General features: G+C 59.4%; 16 protein-coding genes and 1 pseudogene. 4 read left to right on the forward strand and 13 right to left on the reverse strand.

The genetic code is table 11. The features are described 5' to 3' along the window. Nucleotides 1–7: 7 nt before the first annotated feature. Both ASD60_RS24885 and ASD60_RS24890 read left to right on the forward strand, forming a co-directional pair. The gene (locus ASD60_RS24885) at nucleotides 8–478 is read left to right on the forward strand and encodes an Lrp/AsnC family transcriptional regulator (RefSeq protein WP_056856897.1); all 471 of its coding nucleotides are present in this window, start codon (nucleotides 8–10) and stop codon (nucleotides 476–478) included. 131 nt (nucleotides 479–609) lie between these two features. After that, a complete protein-coding gene (locus ASD60_RS24890) occupies nucleotides 610–1,260 on the forward strand; it encodes a glycosyltransferase (RefSeq protein ID WP_056856530.1) in 651 nt (216 codons plus the stop codon). On the opposite strand, the gene ASD60_RS24895 is transcribed toward ASD60_RS24890, so the two are convergent. From ASD60_RS24895 to ASD60_RS24955, 13 genes and pseudogenes are all read right to left on the reverse strand, one after another. Continuing rightward, nucleotides 1,261–1,860 (reverse strand): class I SAM-dependent methyltransferase, encoded by a 600-nt coding sequence (locus tag ASD60_RS24895; RefSeq protein ID WP_056856531.1) that lies wholly within the window; start codon nucleotides 1,858–1,860, stop codon nucleotides 1,261–1,263. After that, nucleotides 1,857–2,630, reverse strand: a complete 774-nt coding sequence (locus ASD60_RS24900) for a PIG-L deacetylase family protein (RefSeq protein ID WP_056856532.1) — start codon at nucleotides 2,628–2,630, stop codon at nucleotides 1,857–1,859. Before ASD60_RS24900 ends, ASD60_RS24895 begins: the two co-directional genes overlap by 4 nt. Further along, nucleotides 2,627–3,655, reverse strand: coding sequence for a hypothetical protein (locus ASD60_RS24905; protein WP_056856533.1), 1,029 nt, complete (start codon nucleotides 3,653–3,655; stop codon nucleotides 2,627–2,629). The genes ASD60_RS24900 and ASD60_RS24905 overlap by 4 nt, the downstream gene beginning before the upstream one ends. A 161-nt stretch (nucleotides 3,656–3,816) precedes the next feature. Continuing rightward, entirely contained in the window at nucleotides 3,817–4,551 is a 735-nt protein-coding gene (locus tag ASD60_RS24910) for a DUF72 domain-containing protein (RefSeq protein ID WP_056856534.1), read from the reverse strand. Between the two features lie 150 nt (nucleotides 4,552–4,701). Beyond that, nucleotides 4,702–4,923: pseudogene (locus ASD60_RS24915) on the reverse strand (glutathione-dependent formaldehyde dehydrogenase); the annotation flags it as partial. 100 nt (nucleotides 4,924–5,023) lie between these two features. Then, nucleotides 5,024–5,524, reverse strand: a complete 501-nt coding sequence (locus tag ASD60_RS24920; protein WP_056856536.1) for a CinA family protein — start codon at nucleotides 5,522–5,524, stop codon at nucleotides 5,024–5,026. 65 nt (nucleotides 5,525–5,589) lie between these two features. Beyond that, nucleotides 5,590–5,838 carry a hypothetical protein gene (locus ASD60_RS24925; protein ID WP_056856537.1) on the reverse strand — a complete coding sequence of 83 codons (249 nt, stop codon included), beginning with the start codon at nucleotides 5,836–5,838 and terminating at the stop codon, nucleotides 5,590–5,592. Between the two features lie 124 nt (nucleotides 5,839–5,962). Continuing rightward, complete coding sequence (locus tag ASD60_RS24930; RefSeq protein ID WP_056856538.1) at nucleotides 5,963–6,781, reverse strand: DUF3618 domain-containing protein; 819 nt, start codon at nucleotides 6,779–6,781, stop codon at nucleotides 5,963–5,965. Next, nucleotides 6,778–7,206, reverse strand: a complete 429-nt coding sequence (locus tag ASD60_RS24935) for a phage holin family protein (protein WP_056856539.1) — start codon at nucleotides 7,204–7,206, stop codon at nucleotides 6,778–6,780. Before ASD60_RS24935 ends, ASD60_RS24930 begins: the two co-directional genes overlap by 4 nt. Beyond that, nucleotides 7,206–7,853 (reverse strand): hypothetical protein, encoded by a 648-nt coding sequence (locus tag ASD60_RS24940; protein ID WP_056856540.1) that lies wholly within the window; start codon nucleotides 7,851–7,853, stop codon nucleotides 7,206–7,208. The genes ASD60_RS24935 and ASD60_RS24940 overlap by 1 nt, the downstream gene beginning before the upstream one ends. Before the next feature lie 154 nt (nucleotides 7,854–8,007). Next, the gene (locus ASD60_RS24945; RefSeq protein WP_056856541.1) at nucleotides 8,008–9,798 is read right to left on the reverse strand and encodes a SulP family inorganic anion transporter; all 1,791 of its coding nucleotides are present in this window, start codon (nucleotides 9,796–9,798) and stop codon (nucleotides 8,008–8,010) included. 48 nt (nucleotides 9,799–9,846) lie between these two features. After that, the gene (gene ppk2, locus ASD60_RS24950; protein WP_056856542.1) at nucleotides 9,847–10,665 is read right to left on the reverse strand and encodes a polyphosphate kinase 2; all 819 of its coding nucleotides are present in this window, start codon (nucleotides 10,663–10,665) and stop codon (nucleotides 9,847–9,849) included. 135 nt (nucleotides 10,666–10,800) lie between these two features. Next, nucleotides 10,801–11,574: an AraC family transcriptional regulator gene (locus tag ASD60_RS24955; protein ID WP_056856543.1), complete on the reverse strand. Its 774-nt coding sequence runs from the start codon at nucleotides 11,572–11,574 to the stop codon at nucleotides 10,801–10,803. 301 nt (nucleotides 11,575–11,875) lie between these two features. Between ASD60_RS24955 and ASD60_RS24960 the strand changes: the two genes are divergently transcribed. Then, nucleotides 11,876–12,802: a 4-hydroxyproline epimerase gene (locus tag ASD60_RS24960; protein WP_056856544.1), complete on the forward strand. Its 927-nt coding sequence runs from the start codon at nucleotides 11,876–11,878 to the stop codon at nucleotides 12,800–12,802. 61 nt (nucleotides 12,803–12,863) lie between these two features. Then, on the forward strand, nucleotides 12,864–13,811 hold the full coding sequence (locus ASD60_RS24965) for a dihydrodipicolinate synthase family protein (protein WP_056856545.1): 948 nt from the start codon (nucleotides 12,864–12,866) through the stop codon (nucleotides 13,809–13,811). Nucleotides 13,812–13,854 lie beyond the last annotated feature (43 nt).

Below are 13,854 nucleotides of genomic sequence, written 5' to 3' on the forward strand. Positions count from 1 at the left end.
CACGTTCATGGATGTGCAGCACGGCGGTCCACTGTTCAACCTGACTGAAAAGGACCGGCAATTGCTGGGCCTGCTGCAGGCCAATGCCCGCGAGCCCACCGCTTCGTTGGCACGCAAACTCGAGGTCTCTCGCTCTTCTGTCCAGGAGCGCATCAGCCGTCTGGAAAAGGCCGGCGTGATCACTGGCTACAGCGTGCGCATCGACCAGAACAGGCTCCAGCAGACCATCAACTGTTTCACCATGACCTCCTGCACCAACAAGAGCTATACCGATGTCATGACCTCACTGCGCAAGATGGATTCGGTGCAGGCCGTGTATGCGGTGTCGGGCGAGTCCGACTTCATCATTCATATCGCCACGCCGACCCTGAGCGAACTCAACGCAGAGCTCACCCGGATCAACATGATCAAAGGGGTTGCGCACACCGCCTCGCATATCGTGATGGAAACCAAGTTCAGCCGGAAATTGACGGTGTAGAGCGCTGTCGATAGCTGGCTTGCGGGCAGCTAATACAACACGCCTTCATACGTTCATTGCAACCAAACGTCATGCGCATCGGTCGACATCCAATAGCCAGATAATGAGCGCTGGCGTATGGAGGTCTTCAAATGATTGGAGTCATTGTCCCGGTGCACAATGAAGAGCGGCACTTGAACCAATGCATCGAGTCATTGCTGGAGGCGGCGTTGCATCGGGGCCTTGATGATGAAGAAGTAAAGATCCTGATCGTTCTGGATGACTGCACGGACACATCACTGCACATCGCCCGGTCGTATGACGTGATGACATTGTCCTGCACCCATCGCAACGTCGGAAAAGCGCGGGCTCACGGCGCCGAGCACTTGTTGGGGGTGGACGCACGATGGCTGGCGTTCACTGATGCCGATACGGTAGTGCCCGAAGCCTGGCTGACTGACCAGATAAGGTTCAACGCGGATGCCGTGTGTGGCCTGGTTGAAGTCAGCGACTGGTCCGAACACCCAAGCCGAGTGCGCGAACGCTACCACGCCAACTACCACACCATGGACGGCCACCGGCATATACACGGGGCGAATCTTGGTGTTTCCTCGGCGGCTTATCGCAGAGCTGGCGGCTTCCAGGCCTTGGCCGCCCACGAAGATGTGCAACTGGTCTCGGATCTTGAGCGCAGCGGTGCAAACATCATGTGGACAGCCAGCAACCGGGTAACCACCAGCGCACGGAAAAACTGTCGTTGTCGTGAAGGCTTTGGCGACTATCTGAAGTCGTTGGCCCTGTAATTATTCGCAGGTTTCGGCGAGATCAATCGAGGCGGGGTTGCGGCTCCAGTATTCCAGTAAAAAATCAGCTTCCTCATGACGCACCAGACGATGCAGCTGCAGATTTTGCGCAAGCGCTGCATGGACGTCTCGGCCGTCCTGTGAGCATCCTTCAAACGGATGCAGCCAATGACACGCCAGCACCCCGCCCTGCGCATCGAGACTGAGCAACGTGCGCTCGATCACCTGACGCCAGGCCCTGGCATCGAGAAAGTAGCCGACTTCACTCAAGACGATCAGGTCAAACGTACCGTCGGGCCAGTCTTCGGGAATGCGTGCCTGCTCGACCCGGACATGGGGCAAGTGACTCAGCCGACGACGGGCAAGCGTCACCGCCTTGTCGATGATGTCCTGGCACAGCAGCGATTCACTGCGCTCGGCCAGCAGCGCACTGAATTCCCCGTTGGCGCAGGCGGGCTCGTAAACGCGCTGATAACGCTGGCGCGGCAGGCTCGCCAGCATCAGTTCGCGTTTGCGTTTTTCGTACCAGCGGGTGCGGAACGACCAGGGGTCATCACTGGCGTTGAACAGTTGCTGAAAATAATCAGGCGAAACGCTCATAGAAACACCAGTTCAAAGGGCTGCAAAAGTCGCTCAATGGTTTCTTGATCAAGGACTGCCGAGGACCGGCCTTCGGTACTGACTTGAGAAACGTGGGCGTTGATCGCCTGGCGTTTTTTCTCCACGAGCTGCGCATCAAGCATCAACTTGCGAGCACGCGCCCAGGGAATTCTCGGATCCTGTGGCCGTGCCCAGTGCCACGCCCAGACCGGCACCTCGATCAAACAGGCTTGGCGCTGTGATGTTGCGAACGCCACGGCCCTGCCGGTCGCTTCATGATCGCAGTGCCCGTCCGACTGCCAGGTAGTCACCACCTGATCGCCAGGTTCAATCAGCGTCAGCAGCCGTTCGACCAACTGCGCCTCCCGCCCCGCCACCGCGCTATCCGGCAGCCCCAATCGTTGCCAGTTCAATGCTTTGGTGTCGAGCCCCAATCGCTCGAGGGCGTGCTGACTTTCCAGCGGGCGCTGTTGACGCAATCGAGAGGCAGTCCATTGCCGCGAACCGGGGTGACTGGCTTCGCCATCGGTGACTGCAACCATCACCACATCGGCCACTCTGCCTTTCATGCCGGCCAGAATGCCTGCGCAGCCAAGGATTTCGTCGTCAGGGTGTGGAGCCACTACAACCACACGCCGCCCCTCGGGGATCAGTTGTTGATAAGTGATGGTCTGCACCTGAGCCAGCAACGGGCAGGCCTGCCACTCAGCCAGCGTGGTCCCCCTGCCCCGAATGAGGTTTTCTGCCTGAGCGGCCGCTTCACCCCTCACAACAGCCACCCATCAGCCGGTTTCGCAGCGACCAGTTCACCAAGCACCGCGAGGTCTTTCTGCGCATGGCTTTGTCGGACGAACACCGGCAGGTCGGCCGCGAGCCTGGCAAAGTGCGGGTTGCGACAAAACGGTGTGGCACCCAGTGCACGCCCTACATGTTCAAGCACCAGACTGACCGTCAGTTCCACCTGGGCACGTAATCGCCGGACAGGCAGCTGCGCCGATTGCCCGGGGTTGGCATCGATCCACATCGCCGTATCTTTCAAGCAGGCCGAAGCACTGCACAGCGCCGCATCGACAGCGCCCAGGTGTGCGGCGGCATGTGCGTCGTGCCAGGGCTGGCGACAGTGTTCACGAAGGTAACCGGCAAGCGCACACGCCGCGCCGTACCAACAGGCGGCGATCCCTCCCCCGCCCTGCCAGAAACCCGGTCGATCCACATACTGGCCGGGCATGCCGACACATCGGCCCAAGGCACCCTTGAACGCAACATCGACGCTGGCCGTATTGCTCATGCCAACCGCCTGCCAGGCATCGGCCTCAATGCTGATCGTCGATTGCCGCAAATCCACGGCGACCAGTTGTGGTCGATGCTGCTCATCCCACGTCGTCAGTAAAGCCCAATCAAGCATTTGCGCACCGGAACACCAGGCTTTACGCCCGTGCAAATACACTTGGTCTCGCTGGCGATCCATGATGTTGACCCGGGCAAAGTGCGGCTCGGCAGCCCAGGTGCCCCAAAAGCCGCGGGCGTTAAGTTCGTCGGGGTCAAGCTCTGTCATGATCGCCAGTGCATCGGTATGTCCTTCGTACAACTTGGCCAGCGCCAGATCGCTGGCGGACACGGCCGCCAGCGTCCGCCATCGTTCCAGCGTCCGGCCTTGGCCGGGCATAGGCAAGGAGGCGAATCCGCTACCGATGAATTCCTGCATCAACTTTTGCAGCGCACTTTGCGCATCAGCGTTCACGGACCGGGCGGCGAATCTGGCCAACAGGTTTTCGAAGTGTGCGGCGTTGTTCATGACCGACGTTCCCAGGTAGTGACTCAATAGGCAGGTGCTTGTGCTACGAGCGAAATGCAGCAGCTGAATGCGCGTTGACGAGCTCTTGATGTTCAGAGGCAGGTGGCTGGCAGGAGTTCATTGAACCTTCAGGTGTTGGCTAACGGCATGCGTGAACGGATTCAATCAGCCGATGCGAGTAACGTTTTGAGTTCCAACGCATTGCCCAGCGCTGCACCGCTGGCGGTATTGTCGAACAGGCAGTAAACGCTCACGCCTTTGGCAGCGGCAGCCCGCAGTGTGTGTGCAAGGCTATTCAGACAGGTTGGAGCGTAAGCACTGAAGTAGATACGCGGCGAGCCATGCAGACGCCAATACTGCACGTCCAGTGTGCCCATCGGAGACACGTCAGTGCTGATCCTCGAGGGGTCAACGGCTGCCTGACTCACCCCGTATGCCATCAGCAAGGCGCCAGCCTCCACCCAGGACGGGTGCCGTGGTTCCAGAACCACGGGGCCTGAGTACTGCGCTCTCAGTGCCGTCAAAAACACCTCTACGACTGCTTCGTCAAACGCCAGTGACGGCGGCAGCTGTACCAACAGGCAACCCAGCTTTTTGCCCAATCCGCAGCATTGACCCAGGAACTCTTCGAGCAACGGTTCACTATTCGCCAAGCGCAGTTCGTGGGTGATTTGCTTGGGAATCTTTACGCTGAAGCGAAACCCTGCCGGCACCGACTCGGCCCAGCGCACGTAAGTCTGATGCCGGTGCGGTCGGTAAAACGAGCTGTTGATTTCAACGCAATTGAACTGTGCGCTGTAGCGTTGCAGATGGGTGCCTTGCGCAGGAAATTGCGGTGCATGTTCGCGCCCGACATTCCAGCCTGCGCATCCTATGTAAATCGATTGAGGGTTCAAAGGATCTCCCTCTCTGCTTCCTGCATGAAAACCTCGATGGTGCAGTGATCAATCCCGAACGGGGTGAATTTTGCGAGACTAACGCGTAGCCAGCAGCACCGACTCAGTAGCTTCCATGATGGACACTCGACGAGAGCTGTATGAACTGATCTACAGGCTCGGTACCCCACGGTCAGCGAAACCCACTCCCGGTTCAATCGACTCCGTCAACGGCTCAACGGGAGCACCCGGAATCAGTATGACTTTGCGGCAGTCTTCCTGGCGCTTGTCGAAAATCTCGTATCCCTGGGCGACTAGCTCCAAGGACATGCGGTGAGTAATGATTTCTTCAGGACGCAAATGACCCAGCTCGATATATTCCAGCAACACCAACCCCGTCGTTCAAAACGCCAGACCCACAATTGGTAAGCTCGCGAACAGGATATTTACGACTGCTCAAATCCGGATGTCCTGAATCGTCGTTCATCAGGCTTCAACCCTGTTCGCCACTCATCAGGCGACGATGAAAGTGCGGCAGCCATTGCAAAGCGTATTCAGTTGCCTGGGTTTGCACCTCACAGCGAGAACCGATAAACCGATGCTCGTGGCTGAACAGACAATGCTCTGCACCGGTCTGAAAAGCCCAGGCAAAGCAGATAGTGCCCGCGGGTATGCCGTCAACATCCTCCGGCCCGAGAATGCCGGTGGTGGCCACAGCGACATTGGCGGTACTGTCTCGCAGAGCGCCCAGCGCCATTTCCCTGGCAACTTCCACGCTGGTCAGATTGAACGTTTCGATAGTGCGCGGGCTGACATGCAACACGCGCTGCTTGGCCTGTGGTGAATACACCACATAACCGCACTCAATGAATTCGCCGCTGCCTTCAACTTCCGACAACAGCGTCACGATCTTGCCGGCAGTACAGGATTCGGCCGTTGTCAGCACCAGAGCGTTATCGCGCAAGTATTCAACGGTATCGTCAGCGATGGGCATGAGCAGCACTCACGAAATGATTGATCGGTTGATATGTGAAGGCGCCGAAGACTCCAGGAAAACCCTCAGTGATAGTCTTCGCCGGCGACTGCACGCAGATACGCCTGGTCGGCCTTTCTGCGCAAGTCCCGCCATTCGGCCCAGTTGACTATACCCAGACGATCCATCTCATCGGACCGACGCAGCAGTTCTTCATGGTAGGCATCAGGACAATCCATGCGTAGCCGCTTGTTTTCCAGCGCGCGATGCCAGGCATCGAGTGCGCGCAATTTCAATTCCTGAGCCGGCGACAGCAAATCTTTGAAGGCATTCATTTCACTAGCCCATGGCAGATGTTTCCTGGTGGAGCCCGGACACTCGCGATTGGTTCACACCATCTGACGATGTCGGTTGCAAGGAAAATGGGAGGCCGTTACCGACCTCCCGCTGTTGAGACAATCAGGACGTCCCCAGTCCACTGGAAAGATCCGCCGGTGTGCCGGACGTGCGGGATGCCTGCATATCCGGCCTGGCTTCCACGTCCGTTTGCTCAGTGGTTTTAGTGACGGTGTCACGCACCGCTTCATAGCCTTCCTGCGCTTGCTTCTTCACTTTGTCGACCAGGCCTGCACTGGTACGTCCCAGGTAGCGCTGCTCGGTCGCGGTGGTCGGCAAGGCAGCACCGATCATTGCGCCCAGGGCGATGCCTGCCGCCGCCACCATCAGCGGTTGCTCCTTGAGCAGCTGACTGAACTGCTGACCTATCACCTGAGTGTTACGCGTCACGCGGTCACTTACGTCGTGCACGGCGTGGCTTAAGTGGTCAGTGGCGGCGCCGACGTTGTCAGTCATGTGGACAGCCTTGTCTTTCAACGAACGATAACCTTCCTTCAAGGTATCGGTGGTCTGGTGCACATGCTCACGGGCGCTGTCGAAGCCTTCCGCTATATCATCGGCCCAATCACCCAGCTGATCCGGCCCGGTGCGATAGCTTGGGCGCGGTACTGGCGGACGGTTCTGGCTCATCATCAACCAGAGCAAGCCCACCGATGTCAGCACCGCGGGAACCGGATTGTTGCGCACACTGGTACCGAGGTTGCTGAGGAATGTCGAGCCATTGTCCTGCATCATGCCCCACGCCTGATCGATCATCTGTCCGGGGGTGAACTTGCTTTCCAGGCGGTCGACGATGTTGCCGATACTCGCGCGCTGCGCGTCAATCTCGCGTTCTATCTGTTCGGGGCTCTTTTCCGATTCCAGCTCCAATTCGCTTTTCATGAAACTTTCCTCCGCAGCGCTTCCTGATCTTTATTCAGAGCGTCCAGTGTCCGGTCAGGCTTGAAGTGGGACGGCTCGAATTGTTTTTTCCCAGACTGCAACATGGCGAAGCCGATGATCATCACCACCACGCCAACAATCAGCGCGGCCAACCACGGTGCCATGAACAGGCTCAGGCCGTAGACGCCTGCCATCAGCAAAATGATGAATCCCGCCAACAGCACGATCGCGCCCCCCGCTACGCCGGCGATGCCGGCCTTGAGGGTTGTCAGGCTGGCCTGGAGTTCGGCTTTGGCCAGCGCGAGTTCCTTGGTGAACAACGCGGGCACTTCGCGGGACAACTGCCTGAGCAAGCCGACAACCGATGCGTCATCAGCCTGGGTAACCGGTCTTACGCCCGGCAAATCTGATTCATCTCTGTTCATCACAGTTCTCCTTTGACGTTTGGCGAAGCGGTTGGCGATGCCGCAGCAAAGTCCGATGGATGGTCGTGCACATCCGCCGAAGCCGGCGTGATGCCCGTGGCAAGTCCCGGTGCCGGGTCGGTATGGGGGGGAGATGTTTCATAGGGGCGCTGGGCGCCAAAACCACCGGTTGGAGGCGTTGACGTGCCTGTTGCAGGATCGTGCCCGGCGTGCACGGTCATGGCCGCAGAACTGCCTGCCTTGAGAAACCGTGACAGGCCAAAACCCAACGCAATGCTGCCGGCAATGAACAGCGCGGGATTACTGCGAGCCAGCTCAGCGCCGTCATGCAGAAGCTGCTCGGCACTTTTGCCGCGCAGGTTTCCCGCCAGTCCGCTCATGGACTCCGCCATGTCGGTGAGATAATCGGACATGCCGAGCGTGTCTTTATCCTCCAGCTCGGAAACGAAGCTTTTCGCTCCCTGAGCCAAGGCGTCGATCTGGTCAGCCGCCGTGTCACGGTATTGCCCGAACTGTGCATCGGCTTGTTGCCTTACATCGCCGAGCGCCTCGGTGACGTCCTCCTTTAAATGTTGAAACCCTTGCTGCGGATTACCGTTCCCTGGATTGCCCGTATCGGTGCCAGTCCTGCTGTCTGAAGTGTTCATGTCGTCCCTCGCCTTCTGAATCGAAAACGTGTCATGGGGACTACGCAGCTGTATTGCCCTGAGCCCCTCATAGCAGAGGACGGAAGAGCTCAGTTGGGAGTTCAACGCGGATGATGAGCGTGATGCAGAATTTATCGGACGAGGGCAATACCACTCACTGCCCGTCGCTCTCCAAGCCCGTCAAATCCAGCGAATGACTTTGCAGATAGCGGCCGACCGCATCGTCTATTGTTGGAAAAAACGCCGCCTCCCCCAGCAAGGTGTAGAGGCCGAACCGCTTGAGCTTGTCCTTGACCGGGTCTTTCATCTCGGCCACGCACAATTTGATGCCCGCGGTGCGCAGGGTTTCGTCCAGTTCGGCGAGCATGTCGGCCGAGGTGACATCCACGCTGGTGATGGGTTCCGCGGCGATGACCAACCAGCGCACCGGCGTTGGCGAGGCCGCCAGGGCGTCGATGACCCGGTCGTGGAACAATTCGGCGTTGGCGAAAAACAATGATGCATCCCAGCGAAACAGCACCAGGCCAGGAATAAGGGTCGCGTCGGGATAGCGCTGGGTATCGTGAAAACCCTTGACCCCTTGGGTGCGTCCGAGCACGGCGGAGTAAGGCCGCCAGCCGTCCCACAGAAATTCAATGACCGCGATCACGATGGCCAGGCCAATGCCTTCGATCGCACCGAACACGGCCACACCGACGGTGCAGACGATCGACAACCAGAACTCCCAACGCTGAATGCGGTAGATGCGCAACAGGTCAGTGACTTCGATCAGGCCGATGGCCGATGCGATGACCACCGCTGCCAGGGCGCTGTTGGGCAAGTCACGCAGCAGGTCGGGGGCAAACACCAGCAACAACGCAACGGCCACAGCCCCGACAACACCGGTCACTTGGGTTTTCGCCCCGGCGGCTTCGGCCACGGGTGTGCGCGACGAACTGCTGCTGATCGCAAACCCCTGGAAGAAACCGGCGGCCAGATTGGCGACACCCAGGCCGACCATTTCCTGGTTCGGATCCACGTAGGTGCGGGTCCGCGCCGCGTAAACGCGGGACAGTACGCTGGTGTCGGCGAATGAAACCAGGGCCACGGCGCAGCCGCCGATCAGCACCGGGACAATATCGGCGCGGGTGATCCAGGGAATGGCGAAACCCGGCAGGCCTTGCGGGAGAGAGCCGAGGACCGAGACCCCGGCGTTTGCCGCAAGGTCCAGAACCGCGACGACGACGGTCGCGGCCACCACGGCAATCAAGATGCCGGGCACGCGTTTGTATCCCTTGAGCAGCAGGATGACGACCAGCGTCGCAGCACCGACCGCAAAAGTGACCCAATTGGTTTTACCATCGATGATCGCGGTCACGATCGCCCAAAGACTTCTCAGCGGTCCCTCGGCCTCGATTTTGAAGCCGAAGAGTTTGGGCAGTTGGCTGATCAAGACCGTCAGGGCGATCCCGTTCATGTAACCGTAGCGAATCGGTTTGGACAGAAGCTCGGTCACGAACCCCAGACGGGCGATACCCGCCAGTACACACACAGCCCCCGAGACGATAGCCATGGCCGCCGCCAGCGCGATGGCCCGTTGCGGGTCGCCCCCCGACAACGGCAAGACAACCGCGAGAATGACAGCCGCCAGCGATGAATCGGGACCCAGCACCAGAATCCGGCTGGGGCCGAACAGCGCATACGCCAGCAGCGGAACGATGGTCGCATACAGGCCATAAATGCCCGGCACCCCCGATGCCACCGCGTAGGCGATACCTACAGGCACCAACATGGTGGTCAACACCAGGCCGGCGACGAGGTCGTGGCGCAACCAGGCCATATGGTAGCCGCGCAATGTGCGCAGCCCGGGAAACCAGCGGCTCCAGCCAGACTGATCGCTGCCTGCGTCCCGACGTGCAATCCGACCCGGTTCCGGGTCGGGCGACGAAGCATCCGAATGGCTCATAGGACATTGGCCCTTCTGTGTGAGTCGCAGGTTCGCTGCCGTTAACGGTCAATACTTTTCCGGGATGCGTTTGAGCGGATAGTCAGGTTCCCGATAGTCACCGGGCTTCTGCCGTTTAGGCAATACGACCTTGTCGCGGGGCACGTCTTTGTAAGGGATGCGACTGAGCAAATCGCTGATAATGTTGAGCCGCGCCCGACGCTTGTCATTTGAATCGGCCACCAGCCACGGCGCATGATCGGTGTCGGTCGCTTCGAACATGGCGTCACGGGCTCGCGAGTAGTCATACCAGCGGCTGTATGACTTGAGATCCATCGGTGTCAGTTTCCAGATTTTTCGCCCGTCCTTGATCCGCGCTTCGAGCCGACGCGTCTGTTCCTGCGGACTGACTTCCAGCCAATACTTGAGCAGGATGACCCCGGAGTCGACGATCGCACGCTCTACATGAGGGACAGACTTGAGAAACGTCTCCACTTGTTCTTCGGTACAGAAGTTCATTACGCGCTCGACGCCCGCACGGTTGTACCAACTGCGATCGAAGATCACCACCTCGCCTGCCGCCGGCAGATGTGGCAAGTAGCGCTGGATATACATCTGGCTTTTTTCCCGCTCGGTTGGCGCAGGCAGCGCCATCACCCGAAAGACCCGCGGGCTGACCCGCTCGGTGATTGCCTTGATCGTCCCGCCCTTGCCCGCGCCGTCACGCCCTTCGAACACTATGCAGATCTTGACGCCTTTCTCTTTGACCCATTCCTGCAACTTGACCAGCTCGACGTGCAAGTGGCGCAATTGCTCCAGATAGTCCTTGTTCGTCAACTTTTGGGGTTCAGCAGAAACTTTAAGGGCTTTTTTCTTATCTTTTGCCATGACCAAACCTCAAAAATGCCAATGACGGATGTATTGGCAGCGGTTGCTGAAGAGTCGACGCTTCATCTGACGGCGTGAGTCTAGTCCAAGGTCAAACGCCCGGCATGGCGAGGCAGGTGAAAATCGTTCCCCCTATCAATTTCCCGTGGTTTGCCGAATTTGACGAGGGGTAAACCCGGTCAACGCCTTGAACTGGCGGGTGAAAGCACTGTGGTCGGTATAGCCGCACTGCAAGGCGACCTCGGTGATCGGCATATCGGTGTGAAGTAGACGATGCGCGTGTTCCAGGCGGACTTTCTGGATCATCTGTCGCGGCGTCAGGTGGAACACGCGCTTGCAGTAGCGCTCCAGTTGCGCCACCGAAATGCCGGCGATTCGCGTCAGCTCGCCAAGGCTGACTCGACGGTGGAAATGCAGGCGGATGTGTTCGTCCACTGCCGCCAGGCGCTGATACGCCGGATGGGTGTCGCTGGCCGATTGCAGGTCGACTGAAATGCCCACCAGGCCCATGATTTCGCCACTGCGGTTGTACAGCGGGCGTTTATGCGTAAGGCACCAACCGGGCTCGCGGCTGCCATACAGATGCAGCTCCAGTTGGTCTTCCAGGACAAACCCCTGCTCCAGTACCCGGCGATCCTGTTCGGTATAGCCAGGCCCCAATTGCGCGGGAAAGACCTCGGCGCTGGTTCTGCCCAGCAACGGTTGCAGGTGCTTGAGGCCGCAACGCTGCACCAGCGTCTGGTTGGCCATGACGTAGCGGGCCTGAACATCCTTGATGAAGATCGCGGCGTTGGGAATGACGTCCAGCATCGGTAGCACAAGCGCTACGCCTGCCAACAATTGCTCCATGGTTTCGGGACGTTGCTCCTCGTTCCCCTGGCACAGGATCGCAAAGGCGTTCTTCGTCATGAGTCTCACTCTCCCACGGTCCGGATCGACGAAAGCCAAACAGATTGCCCCAAGGCCGGGGCAGTGTCGAGACGGGATCCGGGCCTGGGATCAGCCACCGGCATTGTGCTGATTTCGTCATCGCGACCTGCACAAACCATCAATCGCAGCCGTTCCGGCACGTTCAATCTATCGCCATTGCTGCCCTCGGCGCCCCACGACAACAGCGTTATCAGTGACATCACAGCCGCTCTCCCGTTTGGCGCATCGATCCAGACTTCTCTCTGAACCGGCACCTGGTGCCTCTCAAATTGGACGGTTTATGAAACAGGTTCACATCATCGATTCCCACACCGGCGGCGAACCGACTCGTCTGGTGATGAAAGGCTTTCCGCAGCTGCCAGGCCGCACCATGGTCGAGAAACGCGATGCCCTGCGCGACCAGCATGACCATTGGCGCAGGGCTTGCCTGCTGGAGCCTCGAGGCAACGATGTACTGGTCGGCGCGCTGTACTGCGAACCGGTATCGGCGGATGCCACCTGCGGGGTGATTTTCTTCAACAACGCCGGCTATCTCGGCATGTGCGGTCACGGCACCATCGGCTTGGTCAACTCGTTGCAGCATCTGGGTCTGATCGGCCCTGGCGAGCACAAGATCGACACGCCGGTCGGCCCGGTCAGCGCCACGCTGCATGCAGACGGCAACGTCACGTTGCGCAATGTCCCCGCTTACCGCTATCGCCAGCAGGTGCCGGTCGAGGTACCGGGCCATGGACGTGTCTTTGGCGATATCGCTTGGGGCGGCAACTGGTTTTTCCTGGTGTCCGACCACGGCAAGACATTGCAAATGGACAACGTCGACGCCCTGACTGAATACACCTGGGCGATGCTCAAGGCACTCGAAGCCCAAGGCATTTATGGCGAAGACGGCGCGCTCATCGACCATGTCGAATTGTTTGCCGACGACGATCAGGCCGACAGCCGCAACTTCGTGATGTGCTCCGGCAAAGCCTACGACCGCTCGCCGTGCGGCACCGGCACCAGCGCCAAACTCGCTTGCCTGGCGGCTGACGGCAAACTGGCCGCCGGTGAGCGCTGGGTCCAGGCCAGCATCACCGCCAGCCAGTTTGTCGGCAGCTTCGAATGGGAAGGTGAACGCATCCGCCCTTCCATCACCGGCCGTGCCTACATGACTGCCGATGCCACGCTGCTGATCGACGAACAGGATCCCTTTGCGTGGGGCATTTAAGCCCCTCGGCGGCGCCCACACCCTCAACCGACCTGAATAAACGCTGCAAGGAGTTACCACAATGAGCGACAACATCTTCACCGGCTGCATTCCTGCACTGATGACCCCGTGCACCGCCGATCGCAAACCGGACTTTGACGCGCTGGTGGCCAAGGGTCGCGAACTGATCGACATCGGCATGAGCGCCGTCGTGTACTGCGGCTCCATGGGGGACTGGCCGTTGCTGACCGAAGCCGAGCGTCAGGAAGGCGTGGCACGTCTGGTTGCCGCCGGCATACCAACCATTGTCGGTACCGGTGCGGTCAACAGCCGTGAAGCGGTGTCCCACGCGGCACACGCTGCCAAAGTCGGCGCCCATGGCCTGATGGTCATTCCTCGCGTGCTGTCCCGTGGTGCTTCGGCAACCGCGCAAAAAGCTCACTTTGCCGCCATTCTCAAGGCTGCCCCGGGGTTGCCGGCAGTGATCTACAACAGCCCTTACTACGGCTTCGCCACCCGTGCGGACCTGTTCTTCGAACTGCGTCGCGAGTACCCGAACCTGATCGGCTTCAAGGAGTTCGGCGGTGCCGCCGACCTGCGCTACGCCGCTGAGCACATCACCTCCAGGGACGACGATGTCACCTTGATGGTCGGGGTCGACACCCAAGTGGTGCATGGCTTCGTCAACTGCAACGCCACCGGCGCCATCACCGGCATCGGCAATGCACTGCCGCGCGAAGTGCTGCAACTGGTGGCCCTGAGCAAACAAGCTGCCAAAGGTGACGCCAAAGCTCGCCGGCAGGCTCGGGAACTGGAAGCGGCAATGACAGTGCTGTCGTCCTTCGACGAGGGTTGTGACCTGGTGCTGTATTACAAACACCTGATGGTGCTTAACGGTGACAGGGAATACGCCCTGCATTTCAACGAAACCGATGTGCTCAGCGATGCCCAGCGCCGTTACGCCGAAAACCAGTACGCCTTGTTCCGCCAGTGGTACGAGCACTGGTCGGCCGAGCAGAACGTCGCCTGACGCTCCGCTTTTGTTTCCGTCCTCTGCTATTTTCAGGAAATGC

The sequence above is a fragment of the Pseudomonas sp. Root562 genome, from assembly GCF_001427125.1.
Taxonomy (GTDB): Bacteria; Pseudomonadota; Gammaproteobacteria; order Pseudomonadales; family Pseudomonadaceae; genus Aquipseudomonas.